Source organism: Maribacter sp. BPC-D8, from assembly GCF_035207705.1.
Taxonomy (GTDB): domain Bacteria; phylum Bacteroidota; class Bacteroidia; order Flavobacteriales; family Flavobacteriaceae; genus Maribacter.
Map to the genome: position 1 here is coordinate 4,291,522 of NZ_CP128187.1, position 26,301 is coordinate 4,317,822.

General features: G+C 35.9%; 22 protein-coding genes. 10 read left to right on the plus strand and 12 right to left on the minus strand.

Going from position 1 to position 26,301, the window contains the following annotated elements; all coding sequences use genetic code 11:
* Window positions 1-168: 168 nt before the first annotated feature.
* From QSV08_RS18870 to QSV08_RS18885, 4 genes are all read right to left on the minus strand, one after another.
* Window positions 169-1,197, minus strand: coding sequence for a rod shape-determining protein (locus QSV08_RS18870; protein ID WP_027066022.1), 1,029 nt, complete (start codon window positions 1,195-1,197; stop codon window positions 169-171).
* A gap of 56 nt (window positions 1,198-1,253) precedes the next feature.
* On the minus strand, window positions 1,254-2,786 hold the full coding sequence (gene purH, locus QSV08_RS18875) for a bifunctional phosphoribosylaminoimidazolecarboxamide formyltransferase/IMP cyclohydrolase (RefSeq protein ID WP_324025249.1): 1,533 nt from the start codon (window positions 2,784-2,786) through the stop codon (window positions 1,254-1,256).
* A gap of 92 nt (window positions 2,787-2,878) precedes the next feature.
* Window positions 2,879-3,328 (minus strand): GAF domain-containing protein, encoded by a 450-nt coding sequence (locus tag QSV08_RS18880; protein ID WP_324025250.1) that lies wholly within the window; start codon window positions 3,326-3,328, stop codon window positions 2,879-2,881.
* A 114-nt stretch (window positions 3,329-3,442) separates the two neighbouring features.
* Entirely contained in the window at window positions 3,443-4,543 is a 1,101-nt protein-coding gene (locus tag QSV08_RS18885) for a hypothetical protein (protein ID WP_324025251.1), read from the minus strand.
* Between the two features lie 220 nt (window positions 4,544-4,763).
* Here QSV08_RS18885 and QSV08_RS18890 point away from each other — a divergent pair, with 220 nt between their 5' ends.
* The 4 genes from QSV08_RS18890 (at window position 4,764) to QSV08_RS18905 (ending at window position 10,522) form a co-directional block, all read left to right on the plus strand.
* On the plus strand, window positions 4,764-5,168 hold the full coding sequence (locus QSV08_RS18890) for an HYC_CC_PP family protein (RefSeq protein WP_324025252.1): 405 nt from the start codon (window positions 4,764-4,766) through the stop codon (window positions 5,166-5,168).
* A 213-nt stretch (window positions 5,169-5,381) separates the two neighbouring features.
* Window positions 5,382-7,874 carry a heavy metal translocating P-type ATPase gene (locus tag QSV08_RS18895; RefSeq protein WP_324025253.1) on the plus strand — a complete coding sequence of 831 codons (2,493 nt, stop codon included), beginning with the start codon at window positions 5,382-5,384 and terminating at the stop codon, window positions 7,872-7,874.
* Window positions 7,875-7,895: 21 nt separating this feature from the next.
* Complete coding sequence (locus QSV08_RS18900; protein WP_324025254.1) at window positions 7,896-10,136, plus strand: TonB-dependent receptor; 2,241 nt, start codon at window positions 7,896-7,898, stop codon at window positions 10,134-10,136.
* A gap of 20 nt (window positions 10,137-10,156) precedes the next feature.
* Window positions 10,157-10,522 (plus strand): heavy-metal-associated domain-containing protein, encoded by a 366-nt coding sequence (locus tag QSV08_RS18905; protein WP_324025255.1) that lies wholly within the window; start codon window positions 10,157-10,159, stop codon window positions 10,520-10,522.
* 418 nt (window positions 10,523-10,940) lie between these two features.
* On the opposite strand, the gene groL is transcribed toward QSV08_RS18905, so the two are convergent.
* The 8 genes from groL to miaB form a co-directional block, all read right to left on the minus strand.
* The gene (gene groL / locus QSV08_RS18910; RefSeq protein ID WP_324025256.1) at window positions 10,941-12,569 is read right to left on the minus strand and encodes a chaperonin GroEL; all 1,629 of its coding nucleotides are present in this window, start codon (window positions 12,567-12,569) and stop codon (window positions 10,941-10,943) included.
* Window positions 12,570-12,688: 119 nt separating this feature from the next.
* Window positions 12,689-12,967: a co-chaperone GroES gene (locus tag QSV08_RS18915; protein WP_036156781.1), complete on the minus strand. Its 279-nt coding sequence runs from the start codon at window positions 12,965-12,967 to the stop codon at window positions 12,689-12,691.
* 148 nt (window positions 12,968-13,115) lie between these two features.
* Window positions 13,116-13,469, minus strand: a complete 354-nt coding sequence (gene secG / locus QSV08_RS18920) for a preprotein translocase subunit SecG (RefSeq protein WP_324025257.1) — start codon at window positions 13,467-13,469, stop codon at window positions 13,116-13,118.
* A 7-nt stretch (window positions 13,470-13,476) separates the two neighbouring features.
* The gene (locus tag QSV08_RS18925; protein ID WP_324025258.1) at window positions 13,477-13,698 is read right to left on the minus strand and encodes a tetratricopeptide repeat protein; all 222 of its coding nucleotides are present in this window, start codon (window positions 13,696-13,698) and stop codon (window positions 13,477-13,479) included.
* 187 nt (window positions 13,699-13,885) lie between these two features.
* Entirely contained in the window at window positions 13,886-14,590 is a 705-nt protein-coding gene (locus QSV08_RS18930; protein WP_324025259.1) for a hypothetical protein, read from the minus strand.
* Window positions 14,591-14,595: 5 nt separating this feature from the next.
* On the minus strand, window positions 14,596-15,117 hold the full coding sequence (locus QSV08_RS18935; protein ID WP_324025260.1) for an LptE family protein: 522 nt from the start codon (window positions 15,115-15,117) through the stop codon (window positions 14,596-14,598).
* A 21-nt stretch (window positions 15,118-15,138) separates the two neighbouring features.
* Window positions 15,139-16,425: a sigma-54 interaction domain-containing protein gene (locus QSV08_RS18940; RefSeq protein ID WP_324025261.1), complete on the minus strand. Its 1,287-nt coding sequence runs from the start codon at window positions 16,423-16,425 to the stop codon at window positions 15,139-15,141.
* Window positions 16,426-16,445: 20 nt separating this feature from the next.
* Window positions 16,446-17,891 (minus strand): tRNA (N6-isopentenyl adenosine(37)-C2)-methylthiotransferase MiaB, encoded by a 1,446-nt coding sequence (gene miaB / locus QSV08_RS18945; RefSeq protein ID WP_324025262.1) that lies wholly within the window; start codon window positions 17,889-17,891, stop codon window positions 16,446-16,448.
* A gap of 150 nt (window positions 17,892-18,041) precedes the next feature.
* Between miaB and QSV08_RS18950 the strand changes: the two genes are divergently transcribed.
* The 6 genes from QSV08_RS18950 (at window position 18,042) to gldL (ending at window position 26,274) form a co-directional block, all read left to right on the plus strand.
* Window positions 18,042-18,785 (plus strand): hypothetical protein, encoded by a 744-nt coding sequence (locus tag QSV08_RS18950; protein WP_324025263.1) that lies wholly within the window; start codon window positions 18,042-18,044, stop codon window positions 18,783-18,785.
* A gap of 58 nt (window positions 18,786-18,843) precedes the next feature.
* A complete protein-coding gene (locus tag QSV08_RS18955) occupies window positions 18,844-20,109 on the plus strand; it encodes an LVIVD repeat-containing protein (RefSeq protein WP_324025264.1) in 1,266 nt (421 codons plus the stop codon).
* A gap of 216 nt (window positions 20,110-20,325) precedes the next feature.
* Window positions 20,326-22,830 (plus strand): type I DNA topoisomerase, encoded by a 2,505-nt coding sequence (gene topA / locus QSV08_RS18960; protein WP_324025265.1) that lies wholly within the window; start codon window positions 20,326-20,328, stop codon window positions 22,828-22,830.
* Window positions 22,831-22,888: 58 nt separating this feature from the next.
* On the plus strand, window positions 22,889-24,046 hold the full coding sequence (locus QSV08_RS18965; RefSeq protein ID WP_324025266.1) for a formimidoylglutamase: 1,158 nt from the start codon (window positions 22,889-22,891) through the stop codon (window positions 24,044-24,046).
* Between the two features lie 121 nt (window positions 24,047-24,167).
* The gene (gldK, locus tag QSV08_RS18970; RefSeq protein ID WP_303600511.1) at window positions 24,168-25,532 is read left to right on the plus strand and encodes a gliding motility lipoprotein GldK; all 1,365 of its coding nucleotides are present in this window, start codon (window positions 24,168-24,170) and stop codon (window positions 25,530-25,532) included.
* Between the two features lie 85 nt (window positions 25,533-25,617).
* Window positions 25,618-26,274: a gliding motility protein GldL gene (gene gldL / locus QSV08_RS18975; protein ID WP_324025267.1), complete on the plus strand. Its 657-nt coding sequence runs from the start codon at window positions 25,618-25,620 to the stop codon at window positions 26,272-26,274.
* The last annotated feature ends 27 nt before the right edge of the window (window positions 26,275-26,301 follow it).

A 26,301-nucleotide genomic window follows, 5' to 3' on the forward strand; every position in this document is an offset into this window, starting at 1 on the left:
TCACCCTTAAATTTTTACTCGATAATCGAGATTTAAACCTGACTGCCGTTAGGCAAGCTACTTCGAGGCTTGCCTCGAAGTTCTATCAATATTCAATACTAAATTGCTCTTGAAATTTCTTCAAGGTTTTCTGCCATTATTTAAGAAGCAGTTCGTAAAATGAACTTCTTACTTAATTAATATGCTCTTGTAGCGTTCTAAATTCTTTAATGCAATACCTGTACCACGTACTACGGCACGTAATGGATCTTCAGCAATATAAACTGGTAGGTCGGTTTTTTGAGACAACCTTCTATCCAATCCACGTAACATAGAACCACCACCCGCAAGGTAAATACCTGTATTGTAAATATCGGCAGCTAATTCTGGGGGAGTCTGCGATAGTGTTTCCATAACCGCATCTTCAACACGCAGAATAGATTTATCTAAAGCCTTCGCTATTTCTCTGTAAGATATTTGAACTTGCTTTGGTTTTCCAGTCAACAAATCACGCCCTTGTACAGATTTTTCATCTGGTGGAGACTGTAAATCTTCAGTTGCAGAACCTATTTCAATTTTAATTGCTTCAGCTGTACTTTCACCAACGTATAAGTTGTGTTGTGTACGCATGTAATAAATGATGTCATTCGTAAATACATCACCTGCAATTTTTACCGATTTATCACAAACAATACCACCTAAAGCGATAACTGCAATTTCAGTAGTACCACCACCTATATCAACAATCATGTTTCCTTTCGGTTGCATAATATCTAAACCGATACCTATAGCCGCAGCCATTGGTTCATGAATTAGATATACTTCTTTACCGTTTACACGTTCGGCAGATTCTTTTACCGCACGCATTTCAACTTCGGTAATACCAGAAGGTATACAGATCACCAAACGTAATGCTGGTGGAAACCATTTTTTCTTTAATGCCGGAATGTTCTTAATGAACATCATCAACATCTTTTCAGATGCATCAAAATCAGCAATTACACCATCTTTCAACGGTCTAATTGTTTTTATATTCTCATGGGTTTTACCTTGCATCATGTTGGCTTCTTTACCAACTGCAATGATTTTTCCGCTAATTCTATCTCTGGCAACGATGGAAGGGCTATCGACAACTACCTTGTCATTATGAATAATAAGGGTGTTCGCTGTACCTAAATCTATAGCTATTTCCTCGGTCAAGAAATCAAAAAATCCCATATGTGCTGTTTAAATTTTAGATAAAAGGGTGTATTTCATCGACAAAAGTAATGAAATTAATGTTTGAAATGACGTGTGCCTGTCATGACCATTGAAATTTTGTGCTCGTTACAATAATCTACACTCAATTGGTCTTTAATAGATCCACCTGGTTGAATAACACTAGTGATCCCGGCTTTGTCTGCAATCTCCACACAATCAGGGAAAGGGAAGAAAGCATCACTTGCCATAACCGACCCTTTTAGGTCGAAATTAAAGGTCTGTGCTTTGTGTATTGCTTGGTTTAAAGCATCAACTCTACTAGTCTGCCCAGTGCCACTTGCGCAAAGTTGTTTGTTTTTTGCGATGACGATAGTATTTGACTTCGTGTGCTTACAAAGTTTAGATGCAAAAATTAAATCTTCTAATTCTTGTTCTGTAGGCTTTGTGTTGGTCGCATTTGTTAAATCTGCAAGCGTATCTGTTTTATGATCCTTTTCTTGAAGAAGCATACCGTTCAAGCATGTTCTTACTTGCATGTCTGGCATTTCAACTTCATTCTGTATAAGAATAATTCTGTTCTTCTTTCCTTTTAATATCTCAAGAGCCTCCGCATTATAACTTGGTGCAATAACAACTTCGCAGAATAATTTGTGAATCTCTTCTGCCGTAGCTTTATCAATTTCTTTATTACTGATAAGAACGCCACCAAAAGCAGAAACAGGATCACCGGCTAAAGCGTCAACATAAGCTTGGTGTAAAGTTTCTCTTTGCGAAAGTCCGCAGGCATTGTTGTGTTTAAGTATTGCGAAAGTCGGAGCGTCATTTTTAAATTCCAACATCAAATTAACTGCAGCATCAACATCTAAAAGGTTGTTGTATGATAATTCTTTACCGTGTAATTTAGAGAACATAGCATCGAAATCTCCGAAGAAGAACCCTTTTTGGTGTGGGTTCTCGCCATAACGTAAAACTTTACCTTGAGTTTCGCTAACTTTTAAAGCGGCGATATCATGGTTTTTATTGAAATAGTTGAATATAGCAGTATCGTAATTAGAAGAAACATTAAAAGACTTAGCAGCAAAATGCTTTCTGTCTTCTATGCTAATGTTACCATTGTCAGCAGAAACAACATCAAGAAATTCAGCATAATCTTCCATTGAAGAAACACAGGTAACATCTTTAAAGTTTTTAGCTGCGGCACGAATAAGAGAAATTCCCCCTATATCTATTTTTTCGATAATATCTTGTTCAGAAGCACCACTAGCAACTGTTTTTTCAAACGGATACAAATCAACAATAACGATATCTATTTGTGGAATTTCAAATTCTGCTAGTTGAGCAACATCACTTTCATTATCCTGTCTGTTCAAAATGCCACCAAATACTTTTGGGTGTAAGGTCTTAACTCTGCCACCAAGAATAGATGGGTAGCTAGTTACGTCTTCTACAGGAACAACGTCGATACCTAAATCAGTTATGAATTTTTCGGTTCCTCCGGTGGAGTAAATAGTGATTCCTAATTCTTGAAATTTTCTTACTATTGGCTCTAATCCGTCTTTATGAAAAACTGAAATTAAGGCTGAAGACGCTTTTTTTACACTGCTCATTGTATGATGCTTAAATGTTTTTAATAAGCAAGCAAAAGTACTTTTTTTGCAGTTATAAAATGAGCTAGTTTATCAACAAAAAGCCTAAAGTTTTAAAGAATTTTGGCTACTTCAAAATTTACGAATTCTAAAAATGTCTCATCTGTCTTTGTAAATGGGTCGGGAGTGTTAGAATCGATGTCTATTTGACCAATGTTTTCACCGTTAACGAATAACGGTACTACTATCTCTGCTTTAACGGTAATGCTACATGCGATGTAGTTGTCTTGAGCCTGAACGTCTGGTACTACAAAATTCTCATTGCTTTCAGCTACTTGACCGCAAATTCCTTTTCCGAAGGGGATAATAGTGTGGTCGGTTGGCGCACCAGCATAAGAACCTAATTTAAGTTCTGGCTTATCGCCGTTCTTGAAATAAAACCCTACCCAGTCATAATGCGGAACATTGGCTTTTAAAAGCTCGCAGATGTCTTGCATTTTAGCATCGGGAGTTTTATTTGAGTCTATAATGGAACTTACTTTAGGGCGAAGTGCGTCGAACATAACTTTTTTTTTACAAAAATACATATTGTTGTAATGTGTCTGTGTGCTCAAAAACAAAAAAAGAGGATGTTTTTAAAAACATCCTCTTTTAAAACTAAATTTTATTTGTAAAACTTATGGTTGAATCTTAACATCGAATTCAATAAAGTCAGCATTGCCAAATCCTGGTTGTATGGCAGTAACTTTTATTAATCCTTTTTTACCGTAGTTGTCAACGAATTCAATAACATCACCTACACTTAGGTTAGTAATTTTTTGAGCATCAGGAGTTGCTGTAAAACTGATATCGCCAGATAATGTTATAGCGTCAAATGCAGTTGCATCTGTAGTGGTAGAAGTGGCAAAAAACATTTGGTTCAAAGTTTCTGTTGCTGAATTTTCTTCGTCTGCACCTGGCTCTAAGCCTTCAACATCAAATCCGAAAGATGCATCATATTGTTCTGTAGAAGCAAATGAAGCATTGTCATCGGCAGAAACGCCAGAAGCACCGTAGTAATATCCGAAATCCCAGAATGCTCTAAATTCAGGACCTACGTTGATCTTGTAAACTGTTTCATTTAATAAAGAAAAGAATGTTTCTGTGTTACCATTTACATCTGGAGCAAATAATTTTACATCGTTAAATTCTCTAACCGCGGCAGCTGGGTTTGCACCTGAACCAACAGTTACGGTAATTTGACCAGCACCTAAAGCCAATCTTTTTTCGCTATCTCTAAAATCTCCTTTGCCAGTTGTTGTCCAGAAAGTATATACAATTTCTCCGTTGTCAATATCTGGCACTGGAAGAGGAAAAGAAAAATCAATTTCTTTCTTAGTGGCACCGTCTAAATCTATAGAACCATCAGCTTTTAAAGCTTTAGTTAAATCATCACTCACCAAATCAAAAGAACTAAAAGGCATTTCTCCTTGTCCTAAATAATTTTGAGTAATATACATTCTACGTTGTGTAGTAGCGTCCGAAGTAAAAATAACTCTACCTGTAACGTTTGTGCCTGCTTCTCCGCTCGCAGATGCTGTTGTAATGTTTACAGAAGGTAATGCTTCGTTAAAAACTATCGTAGCCACTTCTGGCTCATCAGAGTCATCAGCGCCATCATCTCCTGTGGTATCATCTGGTAATGGAGTATCAAAAACTGAACCGTCGTCAGAACTACAACTACCTACAAAAAGGGCAATTGTGCATATTAGAAATGTGTATTTTAAATGTTTTCTCATGATTTTTAATTTAAATAGTTAGTGTTAAACCTGTTAATGATTATTGTTTTGTTAATGTCTTAACACTGTTAGCTTGAAATTATTGCAATTCGTATACTATATATATCGTTTTTTATGGATTAATTCGTTGTAAGGTATTTCTTATAGCAAAGTTTAGTTAAAGAAATGCAGTATAAGCGCTTTGCTATTCAATATTTTGTAATTTTGTAATGTGAAACAATTGCTACATAAACTTTTTTCTGTACTAATGGCAATGCTATTGTTACTGTCTACAATTTCTTGGACAGTAGAAAAGCATTTGTGTATGGGTCGTGTTATGGATATAGCATTGTTTGATCATGCAGATGATTGTGGTATGGAAGCTGGTTTGTCTTTATTAGAAGATACACCTATAGTTAAAAAGCATTGTTGTAATAATGAAGCTTTTACCATGCAAGGTCAAGATGATTTGACACATGATATTTCTAATTTTGATTTTTCACAACAGGTATTCTTAATCTCTTTTACAAGTTCTTATATAGGCTTGTTTGAAGAAACTACAGATGAGAATATCGATTTTGATTCATATCCGCCGCCTATATTGGCTAAAGATTTAAATATTCTACACCAAGTTTTCTTGATTTGATTTAAACTGATAGTAAGCGTTAGTTCGCAAATACAGTGTAATCAAGTACTACTTTTAACTAATTATCTTTTTCATTGACTGAGCTGTAAAGCAAGTCTGCCTTATGTGTAGTCGTTTTTGTTTTATGTATAGATTTTATAAAAGTTTAGTGTATACGATTAGTTTAAATAGTAGAAACAGTTTGTAATAACTGGAAGAAATCATAATCTCATTATGGAACATACATATACTATAGTTGGAATGACCTGCAATGGCTGCAGAGGTCATGTCGAGCAAACCTTAGCTAAAATAGACGGAGTAAAGAATGCTGCGGTGAATTTAGAAAAGGCTGAAGCTGTGCTAGAGATGGATGATCATATTCCGTTGAAAACTCTAAAGGCGGCTATGGAAGCTGATGGGGGACATTATTCTATCCATGAACTCGGTGCTCCGATACATGAGGCTACAAAACCTAAAGCGGTCGAGAACGGAAATGGTGTTTTTTACTGTCCTATGCATTGCGAAGGAGAAAAAACATATGAGGAAGCTGGAGACTGCCCGGTTTGTGGTATGGATTTGGTTGAAGAGGCAAGTGCTACAACAAATAAGGGTCAAGAGTATACGTGCCCAATGCATCCTGAGGTAAATAGTGATGAACCTGGCGATTGCCCAATTTGTGGTATGGATCTGGTTCCGAAGCAAGCAGATATTTCCGCCGAAGAAAAGAGTTATAAGAAACTGCTAAATAAGTTTAAAATAGCAGTAGGGTTTACGTTGCCAATCTTTCTTATTGCAATGTCAGAAATGATACCTAATAATCCGCTTCAGAATATCTTGAGCTTAAAATATTGGAATTGGGTACAATTTGCGTTGTCGATACCTGTGGTGTTTTATGCAACGTGGATGTTTTTTGAACGTGCCTATCGTTCAGTTAAAACATGGAATTTGAACATGTTTACATTAATTGGTATTGGTGCAGGTGTGGCGTGGTTGTTTAGTGTATTCGCTATTTTGGTACCCGATTTTTTTCCACCTCAATTTAAAACAGATCAAGGTACAGTTCATGTTTATTTCGAAGCTGCTACGGTGATTTTGACTTTAGTTTTATTTGGTCAGTTATTAGAAGCTCGCGCACATAGTAAAACCAATTCTGCGGTAAAAGAACTGTTGAAATTAGCGCCTAATAAAGCTGTAAAAATTGTAGACGGTAAAGAAGTGAGCATAATTATTGACCAGATTTCAAAAGGTGATTTGCTACGTGTAAAACCAGGCGATAAAATACCTGTAGATGGTAGTATTTATGAAGGGGAGAGCACGGTTGATGAATCTATGATTACGGGCGAGCCTGTTCCAGTTCAGAAAGTAGTCGGCGATATAATAAGTTCAGGTACTATAAATGGTAAGGGTTCTTTTATAATGACCGCTGAGAAAGTAGGGGCAGATACCTTATTGTCTCAAATCATCGATATGGTGAACAAGGCTAGTCGTAGTCAGGCACCAATTCAAAAACTGGCAGATAAAATATCTGGTTATTTTGTACCTGCTGTTGTCTTTATTTCTATTGTAACTTTTATAGTTTGGGTCATTTTTGGTCCTGATCCCGCTTATGTATTTGCATTGGTTAATGCCATTGCGGTATTGATTATAGCTTGCCCTTGTGCCTTAGGTTTGGCAACACCGATGTCAGTAATGGTAGGTGTGGGTAAAGGAGCGCAATCTGGTGTGTTGATTAAAAATGCAGAAGCACTTGAGCGTATGGATAAAATTGATACGCTAATTATAGATAAAACAGGAACTATAACCGAAGGGAAGCCATCAGTAGAAAAAGTAGGAAGCATTGCAGAAATTGATAATGAAAAGGTGCTGCGGTATATCGTTTCTTTAAATCAGTTAAGTGAGCACCCATTGGCAGATGCCATCGTTAATTATGGAAAATCTCAAAATGTAGATATATTAAAAGTTGATGATTTCAACTCTATCACAGGTATGGGGGTTTCTGGTAAAATTAATGGCGAAGCTATTGTTTTAGGAAATGATAAAATGATGGTAGAGGCTAAAGTGGCTATTCCTGAGAATTTACAAGTAGTTGTTGCTGCGCATCAAAGGCAAGGTAAAACAGTTTCTTATGTAGCAATCGATGGTAATGCTGTAGGTTTTGTGGCTATTGGTGATCAAATTAAAGAGACTAGTAAAAAGGCAATTGAAGCGCTTCAAAAATCTGGTATCTCGGTAATCATGTTAACGGGTGATAATTATGATACGGCAAAGGCTGTAGCCGAACAATTGAATTTAGCAGATTTTAAAGCGGGGATGCTTCCTCAAGATAAGTTGGCTGTTGTTGAACGTTTACAGTCAGAAGGTAAAAAAGTGGCTGTTGCTGGCGACGGTATAAATGACGCGCCTGCATTGGCAAAAAGTGATGTGGGTATTGCTATGGGTACTGGTACAGATGTAGCTATTGAAAGTGCTACTATTACGTTGGTTAAAGGTGATTTACATGGTATTGTAAAAGCGCATAATCTCAGTAAAGCAGTGATGAAGAATATCAAGCAGAATTTATTTTTTGCACTTATTTATAACACCGTTGGTATCCCTATAGCTGCAGGAGTTTTATATCCGTTTTTCGGGTTGTTACTTTCGCCTATGATCGCCGCTTTGGCTATGAGTTTTAGTTCTGTTTCAGTGATAGCAAATGCATTACGATTACGAGCAGCAAAAATTGATTAATCAAGTTGAATAAAAAATTAAATGAATAAATATATAATAGTAATAATAATGACCATGTTGCCGTGGTTTGCTTTCTCTCAAGATAGGGTAGAAGGTGTGGTATTAGATTCTGAAGGGTCTAATGCCTTAAGTTTACCTGGTGCAAATGTCTATTGGAAAGACTCTCAAACGGGAGTAGTGACAGATTTTGATGGCAAATTTTCAATTCCGTATGCAAAGGAATTTAATAAATTGATAATTAGTTATGTTGGTTTTGAAACTGATACATTAACTATAAATGAACCAAAGACAATTCGTGTTAGTTTAAAACCATCGAATGAATTAGATGAGGTTGTAGTGCAGCAAGAGCGAGATGCTATTCAAAAAACGTATTTCAGTCCGCAGAATGTCATCACTGTAAATAGTGCAGAATTATTGAAAGCAGCATGCTGTAATTTGGCAGAGAGCTTTGAAACGAATCCGGCTATTGATGTAAATCTTTCAGACGGATTAACCGGTACCAAGCAAATACAGATGTTGGGCTTAACGAGTCCGTATTTATTGATAACCCAAGAAAATATTCCTATGGTTCGTGGAGCATCACAAGCATACGGATTAACGTTTACACCTGGTACTTGGATCGAGAGTATTCAAATTACAAAGGGTGCAGGTAGTGTTGTTAATGGTTATGAAAGTATATCGGGACAAATAAACACAGAACTGGTAAAACCATTAACTGATAATGCTGTTTTTGTAAATGGATATGCAAACCAAAATGGGCGTTATGAGCTGAATACACATTTTAATAGAAAGTTAACCGACAAGTGGAGTACAGGGTTATATATTCATGGAAACAAGAGGACACAAAAAGAAGATAATAATGAAGACGGATTTTTAGATGCTCCTTTGGCGGATCAAATAAATGTTATGAACCGTTGGCAATATCAAGATGCAGAAAAAGGTTGGGTTAGTTTTTTTAATGTTCGTTTTTTAAATGATGAAAAACAAGTAGGGCAAGTAGATTTTAATCCTAATGTAGATAAATTCACAACGAACTCATGGGGTAGTGAAATTAATACACGTAGGTTCGATACTTCATTAAAATTGGGTTATGTTTTTCCAGAATTGCCCTTTCAGAGTTTAGGCTTTCAAACATCATACAGTTTACATAAGCAAGATTCATATTTCGGCTTTAGAACTTATGATATCAATCATGAAAGTTTGTATAGTAATTTACTTTTCAATTCTATAATCGGTGATACCAGAAATAAGTTTAAAACCGGAATTACCTTTGCTTATGATGGTTATGATGAAATGGTTACGGCAACAGATTACTCTAGAGACGATACATCTGTAGGGGCATTTTTTGAATATAGTTATGAGAATTTAGAAAAGGTGAGTCTTACAGCTGGTTTGCGAGTAGATAACCATAATAGGTTAGGAACTTTTGTGACACCTAGATTTCATATAAGATATACCCCATGGGAAAAAGGCAGTCTAAGAGGTTCGTTTGGTAGAGGTAAAAGAGCTGCAAATATTTTTGCCGAGAATCAGCAGTTGTTTGCATCTGCAAGGCAAATTAATATTGATGATACAGGTGGTAAAGTATATGGTTTAGACCCGGAAGATGCTTGGAATTACGGAGTAAGCTTTTTACAGGGATTCAATTTTTTAAATAAAAAAGGGGATATTTCGTTGGATTATTACATCACCGATTTCGAAAATCAAATTGTAGTAGATTGGGAAAATCCACAAGAGGTTTCATTTTATAATTTAGATGGAGATAGTAGTGCCAAGAGTTTTCAAGTCGAGGTAAATTACGAACTTTTAACCCGTTTAAATTTTAGAACATCTTATAAGTTTTATGATGTATCTACAGATTATAACATTGGAAATTTACAAAAACCATTACTTGCTCAAAACCGCTTTTTTGTTAACTTAGGGTATGAGACCGAAGCAAAAGAAAACGGTGCAAAATGGAAGTTCGATTATACCTTGCATGCTTTAGGAAAAATGAGATTGCCCGATACCAGTGTTAATGAGCCGGCGTATCAATTAGGCGAATATTCATCACCCTATAATTTGATGAACGCCCAAATAACCAAGGTGTTTTCTAATACCATAGAGCTATATATAGGTGGTGAGAATTTAACTGGAGAACAACAAAATAATCCGGTATTAGGGGCAAACGACCCTTTTGGTCCCAATTTTGATACAACCATAGTATATGCGCCAATTATGGGAAGAATGTTCTATGGCGGATTCAGATTTAAAATTCAGTAACTAACGATTAATATAAAACTATGAAAGCAACAATTTTATCAATAGCAATGATGCTAATGGCGGTAGTAACCTATGCGCAAGACAAGAACAAGAAAATGACTTTTGACGTTAATGGTAGATGTGCCATGTGTAAAGAGCGTATAGAAGAAGCTGCACTAAATGTAAAAGGTGTAAAATATGCAAATTGGGATATACCAACACATCAATTAGCAATTATTATGGATGAGCGTAAAACTGATGCCATGAAGATTAAAACAGCTATCGTTGCAGTTGGTCATGATACCAAAGAGTTAAAAGCAACAGATGAAGCTTATAATAGCGTTCACCCATGTTGTTTGTATAGGGAAGATAATTCTGATGATGGAAAACACCATGAAAACAAGTAGTAAGTACTGCTTTTATTTGGGTGTAATTTCGAGTTGAAAATCGGATAATAAATTTTAGTTAATTTTTTGCCAACGTGATTATCACGGATCATAATCTGAAATACATTAGCTATAGATTTATCTTAAATTCTATAACAATGGCACAAGCAAAATCAGCAGGGAAACCAGCTGCAAAATCTTCTCCGGCAAAAGCTGGAAAAAAGGCTGCTCCGAAAGCTGCTCCTAAAAAGAAGTAGTCAGGTTAATGCCTTTAGAAGGCAATACCGTATGGACGATAAAACCACCTTCTGTAAATAAAGAAGGTGGTTTTTTTTTGCTCATATTTGAAACAAAAAAAACCGCTCTTGAAATATCAAGAGCGGTTTTAAATTATATTGACTGCGCAACCCAATTAATTATTGGCTGTGGCGCCTCGCCACTACATCATTCCTGGCATACCGCCACCCATTGGTGGACCTGCAGGAGAATCTTCTTTGATGTCAGTTAAAGCACATTCAGTAGTAAGAATCATACCAGCAACAGAAGCTGCATTTTCTAATGCTACTCTAGTTACTTTAGCAGGATCAATAATACCAGCTTTCATCATATCAACATACTGTTCTGATTTTGCATCATAACCGAAATCTCCTTTTCCTTCTAAGATTTTTGCGATTACTACAGAGCCTTCACCACCAGCGTTAGAAACGATAGTTCTTAATGGCGCTTCAACAGCACGGGCTACGATTTGTAAACCTGTAGCCTCATCTTCATTTTCAGTAGAAACCTTGCTAAGAACAGATTTAGCTCTTACCAATGCAACACCACCACCAGCAACAATACCTTCTTCAACGGCAGCTCTTGTAGCGTGTAATGCATCATCAACACGGTCTTTTTTCTCTTTCATTTCAACTTCAGAAGCTGCACCTACGTAAAGTACTGCAACACCGCCAGCCAATTTAGCTAGACGTTCTTGTAGTTTTTCTTTATCGTAATCAGATGTAGTTGTCTCGATTTGAGATTTGATTTGGTTAACTCTAGTTTTAATATCTTTTGCAACACCACCACCGTTAACGATAGTTGTATTGTCTTTGTCGATCTGTACTTTTTCACAAGTACCTAACATATCAAGAGTAGTGTTGTCTAAAGAGAAACCTCTTTCTTCAGAAATAACAGTACCGCCAGTTAAGATTGCGATATCTTCTAACATTGCTTTTCTACGGTCACCAAAACCTGGAGCCTTAACAGCGGCAATTTTTAAAGAACCTCTTAATTTGTTTACAACCAATGTAGCTAATGCTTCACCATCAACATCTTCAGCGATAATTAATAAAGGCTTACCTGATTGAGCAACTGGCTCTAATACAGGAAGTAAATCTTTCATTGAAGAAATTTTCTTGTCGAACAATAAGATGTAAGGACTCTCTAATTCAGAAACCATCTTTTCAGAATCGGTTACGAAATATGGAGAAAGGTAACCTCTGTCGAACTGCATACCTTCAACAACATCAACATACGTATCTGTTCCTTTAGCTTCTTCAACGGTAATAACCCCTTCTTTACCAACTTTACCGAAAGCTTTTGCGATTAAATCGCCAATAGTTTCGTCGTTGTTAGCTGAGATAGAAGCGACTTGTTTAATTTTTTCAGAAGAATCACCAACTTTTTTAGCTTGCTTAGCTAAATCGGCAACGATAGCTTCAACAGCTTTGTCGATACCTCTTTTTAAATCCATTGGGTTTGCACCTGCAGCAACGTTTTTCAAACCTTCTTTAACGATAGCTTGAGCTAAAACTGTAGCAGTAGTAGTACCGTCACCAGCTAAATCATTGGTTTTAGAAGCAACTTCCTTTACCATTTGAGCACCCATGTTTTCTAATGGATCAGCTAATTCGATTTCTTTTGCTACGGTAACACCATCTTTAGTTACTTGTGGTGCACCAAATGATTTACTGATAATAACGTTTCTACCCTTTGGGCCTAATGTTACTTTTACAGCATTTGCCAATGCATCAACACCTCTTTTAAGGCCGTCTCTTGCATCTATATCAAACTTAATATCTTTTGCCATTTTTAATTTTATTTTGATTTATGACTTTTTGCACTGGGCATAAAGTCAAGAAAATTATTAATTTTTTTAAATGAAAATTCAATGACTAATGACTAAAAGTCAGCAGCCAGTTGCTATTTTTAGATTATAGCAAGAATATCACTTTCTCTCATCATCAAGTAATCTGTACCTTCTAACTTCAATTCAGTTCCGGCGTATTTTCCGTAAAGAACGGTATCACCAACTTTAACGGTAACACTGTCATCTTTTGTTCCAGGACCCACGGCTACAACTTTACCTTTCTGTGGTTTCTCTTTTGCAGTATCAGGAATATAAAGTCCAGACGCAGTCTTAGTTTCAGCTGCCATTGGCTCGATAAGAACTCGGTCTGCCAATGGTTTGATATTAACTTTAGCCATAATTATTAATTTTTAAATTGATTTTTAGTTTCGTGATATTGTAAAGGCAGAAATTATGCCATTGCCTGTTTACTGACAAATTGTAAACGAAAAATGCCAGCTTATGACAAGCTGGCATTTAAATATTATGTACTAAAAATTTTATAATCTATTCTGAAGGTGTTTCATCATTAGTTACAGGAGGTGTTACTGCCTCTGGTAGTGTTTCTGGCACTACAGTTTCGATATCATCACCTTGTAATAATTTTGAATCTGCATCACCATAATTACCTTTAAGGGCAACATTAGATGCTAAGATTAAAACTATTAATAAACCTGCTAGAGTCCATGTACTTTTATCTAAAAAGTCACCTGTTTTTTTAACTCCACCAACAACTTGGTTGCCTCCTCCACCAAAAGAAGAAGAAAGTCCGCCACCTTTTGGATTCTGTACCATGATCACTAATATTAACAATAAGCAAACGACAATGATAAGTATTAGGAAAATTGAAAATGTACTCATTATTAAATTATTTATTATCTTTTCGTAGTTTTTCTACCGCTTTTATTCGGTCTGCAAAGAAACTACTTTTTTCTGGATATTTCAAAATTAAAATTTTGTAAGCCTGAATTGCGTTTTTATACTTTTTTTGCTCTAGATAAACCCTCGCTAAAGTCTCTGTCATCAGCTCATTATGGTCAATTCTAGAGGACTTTGAAATGTCTATAACGGTATTTTGTTCGGTGGGCACTATTTTAGGGTTTGAAGCTATAAACTTATCTATACGGTCGTATTTCTTTTTAATCGCTTCACTTTTAACCTTTGGTTTTCTAATAGGTTTCGGAGTAATTGTAAGCTCTTTTACCTTTTGTACGGTCTTTTTAATATTACTTTCTCTTACCTCGGGTTCTTTCTCAATAATTTCTTCTTTCTGAATCTTAACAATATCTTCTTGAGATTCTTCTAATGGTTTTTTTAGATGCGAGACTTAACCATTCAGAAAAAGAGTACTTCTCTTTGGCATCGAAAGTTAAAGGCTGACCTATATCAAGGGCATTTTCTTCTTCGGTGTTTGCTGGGTTTTTAGTTTGAAATAATTCAGGGTCTAGTATTTGGTCAGCATCATGCTCGTCTTGTGGTAGTGGCTTATCTATAGATGGTGTAATTAAAGATGCTATAGCTATTTCTTTTGTAGGAAAATCATTTTCTTCTACAGCTATAATTTCATCTTTTGAAATAGAATTTTCAGCTTCGATTTCGGTTTCTGTAACTTCTTCTACTTCTTTAACTATCTCAATATGATTGTTTTCTGAGATTTCCTCCTTTTCTTCAGTTTCAATGATCTCTTCTTTACTTTCTGGTGCTACGATATTCTCTTTAGAGATATCACCATCATATTGTAAAAAATCTTTAGAGGTTATAAACTCAAAAAGTACATCTCTGTCTGTGGTGTAGGCAGCAGTTACTTTAAGTGCTTTGTTGTATTTGTAGCTATTTAAATTTTTTAATCCTTTTAAATGTAAGGCACGAGCAGCTTGAAAATAAGGATATTCGGCAATAATATCTTCTAGGTGTTTTGTATGTATAGGTTCTACCACTTTGGTAGGATGTTCTAGAAAATATGTAAAGTCCTTAACGTTCATGTAATCTACCAATCTGCCAATGAGGCGTTGAAAATATCTTGTGTTAGCCTTTCGAAAATTATCTCGTGGGCTTCACTCTTTATGCTTGCTAGTTGTGTGTCTGCGGGATAATCATAAAAGAATGAAAAACTCTGATCAAAAGCAGCATCTTCTTTCAGTTGATTGTAAAAACGCACTTTTACTCGTATCGATAGTCTGTTTTGTGCAGCTGTTTGAGCAGCAGTTGCAGACATTGGTGAAATCTTATATTCGGTTATTTCGCCTTCGTATAATAGATCTGGATTACCAGAAGAAATAAGATCTAAACTGGTCTGATTTAATATTCTGTCTTGTAATGCTAAAGTGAAATCTCTATCTACCCCTGGTTCAAATGTAGAACCGGGACTCTGGGTGGCATAGTTTTGAAAGTAATTTACTTTAAATGTTTTCGCTTCGCCAACATTACCACCGGTAAAATTATATACACCACAGCTTAAAAGTAAGATGACGGGCAGTATAAAGATTATAGATTTTTTAAGGTATCTCATTGAAATGGGGTTCATTTTATTTTAAAGATCGTACTGTTTTATTTTACGGTAAAGCGTTCGTTCAGAAATACCTAATTCTGTTGCTGCAGCCTTTCTTTTTCCGCGGTTACGTTCTAAAGATTTTTTAATCAATTCTACTTCCTTCTCTTGTAAAGATAGGGTTTCTTCTTCTTGAATTTCTTCGGCAAAATGATATTTGTCTTCGTACGATTCTTGAATTAAAGAAGGTTCTTCTTTTTTAGGTTCAGGTAGGTGCAGAAGATTTCTTGATGATTCTTCTTGAGTATCATGATCGATATCTGCATCATCTTCATCGTCGTTACCGTAGATTTTACGTATCAAGTTTTCGTTATCTTTTTGAACCTTTTCCGAGTCGTTGTTTTTTAACAACTCCATCGTTAACTTTTTAAGGTCGTTAAGGTCACCTTTCATGTCGAACAATACCTTGTATAGAATCTCTCTTTCGTTGCTGAAATCGCTTTCAGATTTAGTGCTGGAGACTACTGCAGGTAGATTGCTTGTAGTGTTATGAGGTAAATATCCATTTAACGTTGCGGCGGTAATGGCTCTATTTTCCTCTAAAACCGAAACTTGTTCAGCAATATTTCTCAACTGACGTATGTTACCAGGCCATCTATATTTTATTAATAATGATACCGCATGGTCGTCTAGTCGAATGGTTGGCATTTTGTATTTCTGACTGAAATCAGACGCAAATTTTCTGAATAATAAGTGAATATCATCTTGACGTTCGCGCAATGGTGGTATGTTGATTTCTACGGTACTTAAACGATAGTAAAGATCTTCTCGAAAACGCTCTTTTTTGATTGCTTCGAACATATTTACATTCGTAGCTGCTACAATACGTACATCTGTTTTTTGAACTTGAGATGATCCCACTTTAAGAAATTCACCATTTTCTAGTACACGTAAAAGTCGTACTTGGGTAGTTAACGGTAATTCGCCAACTTCATCTAAAAATATGGTGCCACCATCGGCGACTTCGAAATAACCGTTTCTAGTTTGTGTGGCGCCTGTAAAAGCGCCTTTTTCGTGTCCGAAAAGTTCACTATCAATAGTGCCTTCGGGTATTGCACCACAGTTTACGGCGATGTATTTTGCATGTTTTCTATGGGAAAGCGAATGAATAATTTTCGGAATAGATTCTTTACCAACCCCACTTTCACCAGTAACCAAAACTGAAATATCAGTAGCCGCTACTTGCATTGCTTTTTGAATGGCACGGTTCAGTTTTGGGTCTTGCCCAATAATTTCAAAACGTTGTTTTATACTTTGTATGCTTTCCATATAAAATGGGTACTATAAAGTTAGTTATTGTCAGAATACCCAACAGCAACACCTTTTAAGGTTGCAGAAGTGCAGTCGTTAATTTGTACGTTTACAAAGTCGCCTACTTTGTAATTCTCTTTCGGAAAAACCACTACAGTACTTTGGGTGTTTCTTCCTTTCCATTCGTGTTCCGATTTTTTTGAAGTTCCTTCTATTAAAACCTCTTGAATCTGACCCACATGTTTTTCTGTTCTAAACTGACAGTGACTTCTCTGTAAGGTTATAATTTCAGAAAGGCGTCTCTTCTTTGTAGCCTCGGGCACATCATCTTCCATTTTTCTGCCGGCCATGGTGCCAGGTCTTTCAGAATATGAATACATAAATCCGAAATCATACTTTACATGCTCTAGGGCTTTTAAAGTAGCGGCATGATCCTCTTCCGTTTCTGTAGGGAAACCAGTAATGATATCTTGAGAAATAGAGCAGCCAGGTAGAATTTTTCTAATTTCATCTGTTAGTTCAAAATACTCTTCGATAGTGTGTAAGCGATTCATTTCCTTTAAAATACGATTACTACCGCTTTGTACAGGTAAGTGAACATGGTTACAAATATTTCTATGCTTGGCCATGGTTCTAATCACATCCAAAGTCATGTCTTGCGGGTTCGACGTAGAAAAACGAATACGCATTTTAGGATTTGCCAAGGCAACCATTTCTAACAGTTTAGAAAAGTTAGTAGCTGTCGCTTTTTGCATATCAGAAGCATTCACAAAATTCTTCTTGAGTCCGCCGCCATACCATAAATAGCTATCTACATTCTGTCCGAGAAGTGTAATTTCTTTGAATCCGTTTTCAGAAAGCTCTTTTACTTCAGTTAAAATAGATTGTGGATCTCTGCTACGTTCACGACCTCTTGTAAATGGTACAACACAAAATGTACACATATTATCACAACCTCTGGTGATAGAAACAAAAGCAGTAACTCCGTTTGTGTTTAATCTTACAGGTGCAATATCGCCGTAAGTTTCATCCTTAGAGAGAATAACATTAACAGCATCTCTACCAGAATCTACTTCTTTTATTAAGTTGGGTAAATCTTTATAGGCGTCTGGTCCAACGACCATATCAACTATTTTTTCCTCATCTAAAAGCTTGTCTTTTAGACGTTCGGCCATACAGCCAAGAACACCGACTTTTAAATGTGGACGAGTTTTTTTTACCTTATTATATTCGGTTAATCTTTTGCGTATGGTCTGTTCAGCTTTATCTCGAATAGAACACGTGTTTACAAGTACTAAATCGGCATCTTCTAACGTTTGGGTGGTGTTGAAACCTTCGGTCGCAAGTATAGATGCTACAATTTCACTGTCTGCAAAGTTCATGGCGCAACCGTAACTCTCAATGTAGAGATTTCGTTTGTTAGCCTCTTTTCCGTCAACTACCAAAGTTGTGCCCTGCACATTTTCGTCTATGGTTTTCTCCATTTTTGTAATACGTTGCAATAAAATATTTTGGATGGCAAAGATACTATTATAATCAAAAATATGACAAGATGACATGATTATTTAGGGTTTGTTTATGCTTTCTACACTAAAATTATTTAGTTTTATCACCAATTATAACCACCAATACTTATGAATTTAGAAAACTTGACGCAACACATTAAATCGAAACCAGATTTAGAATTTGGCACCATATTCAGTAGGTCAATAGACCTTTTTAAGAAGGTATGGTTGCAGGGCTTTATTGTTTTGCTCTTAACAATTGTTGTAATACTCCCATTTTATATTGTTTTATATATACCCATGATTGCTTTGGGTATAACTGATCCAGAGGCACTTCAGCAGAATGAATTGCCACCAATGGCCGCTATTGCAATGGCTATTCTTTTTCCAGTTTTTGCGATAGGGGTAACCACATTCGCTTTGGCATTAAATGCAGCATTTTTAAAAATGTGTAGAGAAAAAGACTTAGGAAAAGAATCTAGCGATGACTACTTCTATTTCTTTAAAGAAGGGCGTTTAGGCAAGGTTTTTATTCTTGCTTTGTACACATTCGGACTCTCAATTCTAGGGGCAATGGCCTGTGGTGTTGGTATGTTCTATGTTATGGTTCCAGTTTCATTGATTCCAGCTTTTTTGGCGTTTTCGAATGACCTTTCTCCTTTAGAAATGGTAAAGGCTAGCTTTACCTTGGGTAACAAAAACTGGTTGGTCATATTTGGTCTGGTTTTCGTTTCGGCATTTGTAGCGCAACTAGGGTTAGTTTTATGTTGTGTAGGGGTACTATTTACGGCAATGCTTGCTAAAGTACCTACCTATTATATGTATAAAGACGGAGTTGGTTTTAACGAGGTAGAAGAAATTTCAAACCATTGATAACGCAACTATTACGGGTTTCTTCATCTATTAGTTACAATCAGCTAAATTATAGACCATGAAGAATTTTGTTTTTCTTTTTTGTGCCATCGCATTATCTGCATTTATTTCTTGTGATGATGATGGACCGTATGAAGATTACCTAGTGGCTAGACCAATTGTACAAGATGCAATTTCATTTAAGGCAGAAGCTGTTGACGTTACTGGGCCTGTAGCTATTGTATCATCAGGTAAAATATATGCTTACCAAGACTATATTTTTGTAAATGATTTAAACCTGGGTCTTCATGTTTTGGATAATAAGAATCCGTCAGCACCAGAAAGTATTGCTTTTATAAAGTTAGAAGGCAACTTCGATATTTCTATAAAAGATGATAAGCTGTATGCTGATAGTTACGGCGATTTAGTAATTTTTGACATATCAGATATCACTAATATTACTATTCAAAGTAGGATCGTAAATGCCATATATAATAATGATGTATGGCTTTCGAATATAGAATATCCTCAGGCAGATTTTTATGAGTATGGTGATATCGATTATGGTAAGGATATTGTTGTAGGCTGGGAGGTAAGCACCGAAAGAAGGTCTGTTGAAGAATATGAAGAGCGATATCGGTATACAGATGATTTAGCGCTTCAAACCGCAGAAAGTAATGATTCTGGTCAGCCTAGTATTGGGCAGGGCGGTTCTTTGGCGCGTTTTAAAATCATAGACGATTATTTATATGTAGTAGATTATAGTAACATCAATATTTTTAACATTGCCGATGTTGAAAATGTAAAAGTTTTAGATGATGTTCAAGTCGCTTGGGATATTGAAACGATATATAGTCAAGGAGATATTTTATTTATTGGCGGTGCCCAGGGTATGTATATTTATGGAATAGAAGATCCGAAAAATCCGAAGTTTATTTCAGAGTTTAGGCATGGTACTGCTTGTGATCCTGTTGTTGTCGATGGTGATTACGCATATGTTACTTTAAAAGGAGGAGGTTTCTGTGGTAATACTGAAAGCGGATTGTATGTGATTGATATTTCTAATCTTGAGAATCCGGAATTAAAAGTGATTTATCCGATGGATGGTCCAAACGGATTAGGAGTAAAAGGCAATACGCTATTTGTATGCGATGGTGATTCAGGTTTGAAAGTATATGATAAAACAGATGCGCCAAACGTTACTTTAGTCAATACATTCGAAGATATTATTGCTTATGATGTTATACCGTTAGCATCATCATTATTAATGATCGGTGATCGCACCTTGTATCAATATGAATATGTAGATAATGACATTAGGTTGTTAAGTACCTTTCAATTATAAGAATAATAAAAGGTTAAAAAAAAGGGAAGCTAGTTTAGCTTCCCTTTTTTTTTATTTCTATACCCTAATTGGTTTGTGGCTTGTGATATAGCTTGTGTAATAATCATGAATTATTTGAATTTATTGGCTAAACTCTATTGAAATATGGGAAAAAATAAATTCCTAAAATTCCAAAGTTTAATTTTTAGTATACATTTGTAAGTATAAACAAGGTTGATGGCGAAAAATTTAGTAATTGTTGAGTCTCCTGCAAAGGCCAAAACTATAGAGAAGTTTTTGGGAAAAGATTTTAAGGTTGAATCGAGCTTTGGTCACATTGCCGATTTACCTTCAAAGGAGTTGGGAGTAGATGTTGAAGGCGATTTTACACCGAAATATATAGTCGATAAAGACAAGCAAGCTTTAGTGAAAAAGCTTAAGAGTCTTGCCGATAAAGCAGAAACTATATGGCTCGCGAGTGATGAGGATCGAGAGGGAGAAGCTATTTCTTGGCACTTGGCCGAAGAGCTAGGTTTAGACAAGAAGAAGACAAAACGTATTGTTTTTAACTCGGTTACAAAAGCAGCTATTCAAAAAGCGATTGAGAATCCAAGGGAAATCAATTACAACCTTGTAAATGCACAACAAGCGAGACGAGTATTAGATCGTTTGGTTGGGTATCAATTATCGCCAGTACTTTGGAAAAAAATTAAACCGGGTCTTTCTGCCGGTCGTGTTCAATCTGTAGCCGTTAGGTTAATAGTTGAGCGAGAAAGAGATATTGAAGGTTTTGAGCCACAGGCATCATTTAAGATTGCGGCGGAGTTTCAAACAGAAGCGGGAAGTACTTTTTCAGCTAAGTTGAACAAGACCTTTAAATCAGAAAAAGAAGCAAAAGCATTTTTAGAGAAAAACAAAGCTGCTAATTTTTCGGTAAATAAATTAGATAAGAAACCGGCTAAGAAGTCGCCATCTGCGCCGTTTACAACCTCTACATTACAACAAGAGGCATCAAGGAAATTATATTTTTCTGTGGGTAGAACCATGCAAGTAGCCCAACGTTTATATGAAGCGGGTTTAATTACTTACATGAGAACAGATAGTGTTAACCTTTCTAACGAAGCGTTGACATCTGCGAAAGAAGCTATTGAAAAGAATTACGGTAAAGAATATAGCGAAACAAGAAATTTTAAAGGGAAGTCTAAAGGAGCTCAAGAAGCACACGAAGCAATTAGACCGACTGAGATGGATAATCAATCTCCATCATTAGAACGTGATCAATCTAAATTATACGACTTAATATGGAAACGTACAGTTGCATCTCAAATGAGCGATGCACAATTAGAACGTACCAATGTTAAGATTAAAGCAAGCAAGCATTCAGAAGAATTTACTGCTAATGGTGAGGTTATAAAGTTCGATGGTTTCTTAAAAGTTTACATGGAAGGTGTAGATGATGAAGATGTAGCCGAAGAACAAGAAGGTATGTTGCCGGCAATGAAAGAAGGCGAGCGTTTGTTGAATAACTTTATTTCAGCAACAGAACGTTTTACAAGAGCGCCATATAGATTTACAGAAGCATCTTTAGTTAAGAAATTAGAAGAATTGGGTATCGGTAGACCATCTACATATGCACCAACAATATCTACAATTCTTAATAGAGGTTATGTTGAAAAAGGCACAATTGAAGGTACAGAGCGTAAGTATCAGCAATTGATTTTGGCATCAGATAAAATAGAAGAAAAGAACCTTACTGAAAATGTAGGTTCAGATAAAGGTAAAATGGTACCAACAGATATTGGTATGATCGTTACCGATTTCTTGGTGACTAATTTTGCAAATATTTTAGATTACAATTTTACTGCACAAGTAGAGGAAGATTTTGATGAAATAGCTTCTGGTGATGAAGACTGGAAGAAGATGATGAAGAACTTCTACAAAGATTTTCATCCTAATGTAGTAGATGTTGAAGAAAATGCAGAACGTGCAAGCGGAGAAAGAATATTAGGTAAAGATCCTAAAAGCGGAAAACAAGTTTCTGTACGTTTAGGTAGATTCGGACCAATGGTACAAATAGGTACTGTTGATGATGAGGAGAAGCCGACATTCGCAAGTTTATTGCCAGAACAATCTTTAAATACCATTTCATACGAAGAGGCAATGGATCTTTTTAAACTTCCTAGAAAATTAGGAGTTTATGAAGGTGAAGAAGTATTGGCTAACGTAGGTAGATTTGGACCGTATGTAAAGTTCGGAGAAAAGTTTATTTCTATGGATAAAGGCGAAAGTGCTTTTGAAATAGAGATGGATAGGGCAATAGAACTTATTATTGCCAAGCAGAAAGCTGATGCACCAGTTGCCATGTATGAAGATATGGAGGTTACTAAGGGTACCGGTAGATTTGGACCGTTCATTAAGTGGAACGGTATGTTTATCAATGTGAATAAAAAATACGATTTTGATAATTTATCAAATGACGATATTATAGAGCTTATCGAAGTCAAGAAGCAAAAAGAGATAGATAAGGTTATTCATAACTGGGAAGAAGAAGGTATCCGTATAGAAAAAGCTAGATGGGGCCGTCATAATGTCTTAAAAGGTAAAATCAAGGTAGAATTGGCAAAAACTGTCGATGTTGTCAAAATGACTTTAGAAGAAGCTCAGAAGTTGATAGAGGCAAAGACTCCGAAGAAAAAAACTCCAAAGAAAAAGGCAAAAGCTAAACCTAAGTCAAAAAAGTAATTTAATTTTAGGTCGAAGATTAGTATAGTATTTTATGATTTCTAAAAACCTTTAATAAATGGCCTTTGATTTTCTAGTTCCGGTATCGGATAAAGTTTTAGCCCATAATGAGTTATTACCTAGTCAGTCCATTGGTAAAAACACCCATATTCATACCGAAAAGGATGGTTTGCCTGTATTGGCAAATGCCACGGTAGCAATAATTGGGGTTAGAGAATCTAGAAACGCTTACGAAAAGAAGCATGAGAAGTTAGATGTTTCTGCTATACGATTACAATTCTACAAACTTCTAATAGGAAACTGGAATGCAACCATTGTAGATCTAGGTGATATTGAAGAGGGTGCTACTGTAAATGACACTTATTTTGTTGTAAAAGAAGTAGTAGCCGAGTTATTAGAAGAACATGTTATACCTATTATTTTAGGTGCAACACAAGATATAACTTACCCAGCTTACAGAGCTTTTGATGGTATCAGAGATATGATTAATCTGGTAGCGATAGATAGTAGGTTCGATTTTGGAATAGAAGATGAGCTTATTTCATCGCATTCCTATATGAGTAAAATCATAACCGATAAGCCAAATAATCTATTTAATTTCTCAAATATTGGATATCAAAGTTATTTTAATGCTCAAGAAGAAATAGATTTAATGGAGCGTTTATTTTTTGACGCCTATAGACTTGGAGAAGTTGCAAACGATATTTCTTTAGCAGAACCTGTGCTTAGAAATGCGCATATGGTAAGTTTAGACTTACGATCTGTTAAAGCAAGTGAAATTTCTTCATCAGCAAATTTTTCGCCGAACGGATTTAATGGTAGAGAGATCTGTGCTATTTCTAGATATGCCGGTATTAGCGATAAGGTTTCTGTATTCGGGTTGTACGAAATGGAGAACACCATACAGTCGCAACAGCTGATAGCGCAGATAATATGGTACTTTATAGAAGGTATCAATTTTAGAATTAAAGAATCTCCATATACCAAAACTGATGACTTTGTTAAGTATAATGTACCTAGCGAAGACGAAGAATTGGTATTCTACAAAAGTTTATTAACAGAAAGATGGTGGACAGAAGTTCCATCTATTTTTACTTCACATACTAAAGGCCATACACCAGCGTTATTACCTTGCACCGAGAAGGATTATTTAGATGCATGTAATCAACAAATTCCCGAAAGGTGGTTTAAGGCCTACAAGAAAGGCTTTAATTAACATTATTTTTTTTAAAGCATAAAAAGACTTTAATACAATATTTTATATAAAACCTAGTTTTAGTTGATAGAATAATTTATTGTATTCTGAGTTTAACCATAATCGAAATTTAACCTAAAGTATGAAGAAGCTATTGTTATCCTCTATAGCGTTTGTTTTTTTACTCACAAGTTGTGGGTCTAAGCAAAAAGGTGAGCTAACTGGAGTCCAGGGAAAAAAATGGTACCCAGAAAAACCATATGGAATGGAACTTATCCCAAGGGGTTCTTTCATAATGGGTAAGAGTGAAGAAGATCAAGGAAAGTTATTGAATGCGCCGACTAAGACAGTTACGGTACGTTCTTTTTACATGGATGATACCGAAATCACGAACAGTGAGTATCGTCAGTTTGTAGAATGGGTAAAGGATTCTATCGTTAGAACCAAGTTAGCCATTTTAGCTGATGAGTTAGGTATCGGTCCAGAAGAAGGCGGTATTGGTGACTATGCTTTTAAAGATGCAGATACTACAAGAGCATCTGTATACGATAAGTATATGTTGGACAATTACTCAGGTATGGGCGAAACGGGCTACGAAGGTAGAGCGTTGAGCAAAGATGAAGACCTAGTATGGAACACATCAGATTATCCAGATGAGTATTATACCGAAATCATGGATTCTATCTATCTATCTGAAGAAGAGTCTTATAACGGTCAGCGTACTATAGATGTTAAGAGTCTTAAGTATAAGTATAGCTGGATGGATATCGAGGCAGCTGCACGTGCTTCCGTAAAAGGAAATAAGAGTCGTAAAGACTTCATTCGTACAGAAGAAGTGGAGATATACCCAGATACAACAGTTTGGATCAGAGATTTCTCTTATTCTTATAATGAACCAATGCATAATGATTATTTCTGGCATGATGCTTATAGCGAATACCCTGTAGTTGGTATCAGCTGGCAACAAGCTAAAGCATTCTGTAACTGGAGAACGAAGTTCAAAAATGATGATAACAAGAGTCGTAGTAGACAATTTGTTAATCAATTTAGACTTCCAACAGAAGCTGAATGGGAATATGCAGCAAGAGGTGGTATCGAAGGTGGTACGTACCCATGGGGTGGACCATATGTAATCAGTGATACTGGTTGTTTTATGGCAAACTTTAAACCACAACGTGGAGATTATGCTGCAGATGCTGCTTTATATACAGTAGAAGCGAAATCTTACGAGCCTAATGATTTTAATATGTACAACATGGCCGGTAACGTTTCTGAGTGGACAAATTCAAGTTACGATCCAAGTGCATACGATTATGTATCAACTATGAACCCTAACGGAGGTGACTCATCTAATACAAGAAAAGTTATTAGAGGTGGATCTTGGAAAGATGTAGCTTACTTCTTACAAGTAAGTACAAGAGATTACGAATACGCTGATTCAGCTCGTAGTTACATCGGTTTCAGAACAGTACAAGATTATATGGGTGAGGAAGATTCCACACAATAAATAATAATATTAACAGTTTTAGTATAAATTCAAATTCATTTTTTTAACCAAATCTTTATTTTTTAAACCTTAAATTAAATTAAACATGGCACAGTCAAAATCCACAAAAAAATTATTTAACATGGCCTACGGGCTAGGAGCATCAGTTGTAATTATTGGTGCATTATTTAAAATTCTTCACTGGGAGTTAGGACCATTAAATGGTGGTATTCTTCTAGCGATAGGTCTTATTACAGAAGCATTAATTTTCGCGATCAGTGCATTCGAACCAGTAGATGACGAATTAGATTGGGCATTAGTATACCCAGAATTAGCAGGCGCTGAAGGTAAAGCACCTAAGAAAGCACAAGCTGCAACAGAAGTAAAAGAAGCTGAAGCATCTTTATCTAAGAAATTAGATGATTTATTAAAAGAAGCTGGTGTAGACGCAAGTCTTATGGCAAGCTTAGGTTCAAGCATTAAAAACTTTGAAGGTGCTGCTAAAGGTATCGCTCCAACAGTTGATGCAATGGAATCTACTAAGAAATATTCTAGTGAAATGGTTCATGCTGCCGCTCAAATGGAGTCTTTGAACAGTCTTTATAAAGTACAATTAGAAAGTGCTAGCAAGCAAGCTTCAGTTAATGAAGAAGTTGTTCAAAATGCAAGTGCACTTAAAGATCAAATGGCATCTTTGTCTACAAACCTTTCTTCATTGAATGGTGTATATGGTGGTATGTTATCTGCAATGAGCAAAAACTAATTTGGATTTTTACCAACCCGAATCAAT

Bases quoted from the DNA above. Each gene is read 5' to 3' on its own strand.
- QSV08_RS18965 (WP_324025266.1), top strand. From the start codon at position 22,889: ATGGCCTTTGATTTTCTAGTTCCGGTATCGGATAAAGTTTTAGCCCAT.
- gldL (WP_324025267.1), top strand. From the start codon at position 25,618: ATGGCACAGTCAAAATCCACAAAAAAATTATTTAACATGGCCTACGGG.
- QSV08_RS18915 (WP_036156781.1), bottom strand. From the start codon at position 12,967: ATGGCTAAAGTTAATATCAAACCATTGGCAGACCGAGTTCTTATCGAG.
- topA (WP_324025265.1), top strand. From the start codon at position 20,326: ATGGCGAAAAATTTAGTAATTGTTGAGTCTCCTGCAAAGGCCAAAACT.
- purH (WP_324025249.1), bottom strand. From the start codon at position 2,786: ATGAGCAGTGTAAAAAAAGCGTCTTCAGCCTTAATTTCAGTTTTTCAT.
- miaB (WP_324025262.1), bottom strand. From the start codon at position 17,891: ATGGAGAAAACCATAGACGAAAATGTGCAGGGCACAACTTTGGTAGTT.
- QSV08_RS18905 (WP_324025255.1), top strand. From the start codon at position 10,157: ATGAAAGCAACAATTTTATCAATAGCAATGATGCTAATGGCGGTAGTA.
- gldK (WP_303600511.1), top strand. From the start codon at position 24,168: ATGAAGAAGCTATTGTTATCCTCTATAGCGTTTGTTTTTTTACTCACA.
- QSV08_RS18950 (WP_324025263.1), top strand. From the start codon at position 18,042: ATGAATTTAGAAAACTTGACGCAACACATTAAATCGAAACCAGATTTA.
- QSV08_RS18935 (WP_324025260.1), bottom strand. From the start codon at position 15,117: ATGAGATACCTTAAAAAATCTATAATCTTTATACTGCCCGTCATCTTA.
- QSV08_RS18900 (WP_324025254.1), top strand. From the start codon at position 7,896: ATGAATAAATATATAATAGTAATAATAATGACCATGTTGCCGTGGTTT.
- QSV08_RS18870 (WP_027066022.1), bottom strand. From the start codon at position 1,197: ATGGGATTTTTTGATTTCTTGACCGAGGAAATAGCTATAGATTTAGGT.
- QSV08_RS18930 (WP_324025259.1), bottom strand. From the start codon at position 14,590: ATGAACGTTAAGGACTTTACATATTTTCTAGAACATCCTACCAAAGTG.
- groL (WP_324025256.1), bottom strand. From the start codon at position 12,569: ATGGCAAAAGATATTAAGTTTGATATAGATGCAAGAGACGGCCTTAAA.
- secG (WP_324025257.1), bottom strand. From the start codon at position 13,469: ATGAGTACATTTTCAATTTTCCTAATACTTATCATTGTCGTTTGCTTA.
- QSV08_RS18940 (WP_324025261.1), bottom strand. From the start codon at position 16,425: ATGGAAAGCATACAAAGTATAAAACAACGTTTTGAAATTATTGGGCAA.
- QSV08_RS18885 (WP_324025251.1), bottom strand. From the start codon at position 4,543: ATGAGAAAACATTTAAAATACACATTTCTAATATGCACAATTGCCCTT.
- QSV08_RS18895 (WP_324025253.1), top strand. From the start codon at position 5,382: ATGGAACATACATATACTATAGTTGGAATGACCTGCAATGGCTGCAGA.
- QSV08_RS18955 (WP_324025264.1), top strand. From the start codon at position 18,844: ATGAAGAATTTTGTTTTTCTTTTTTGTGCCATCGCATTATCTGCATTT.
- QSV08_RS18880 (WP_324025250.1), bottom strand. From the start codon at position 3,328: ATGTTCGACGCACTTCGCCCTAAAGTAAGTTCCATTATAGACTCAAAT.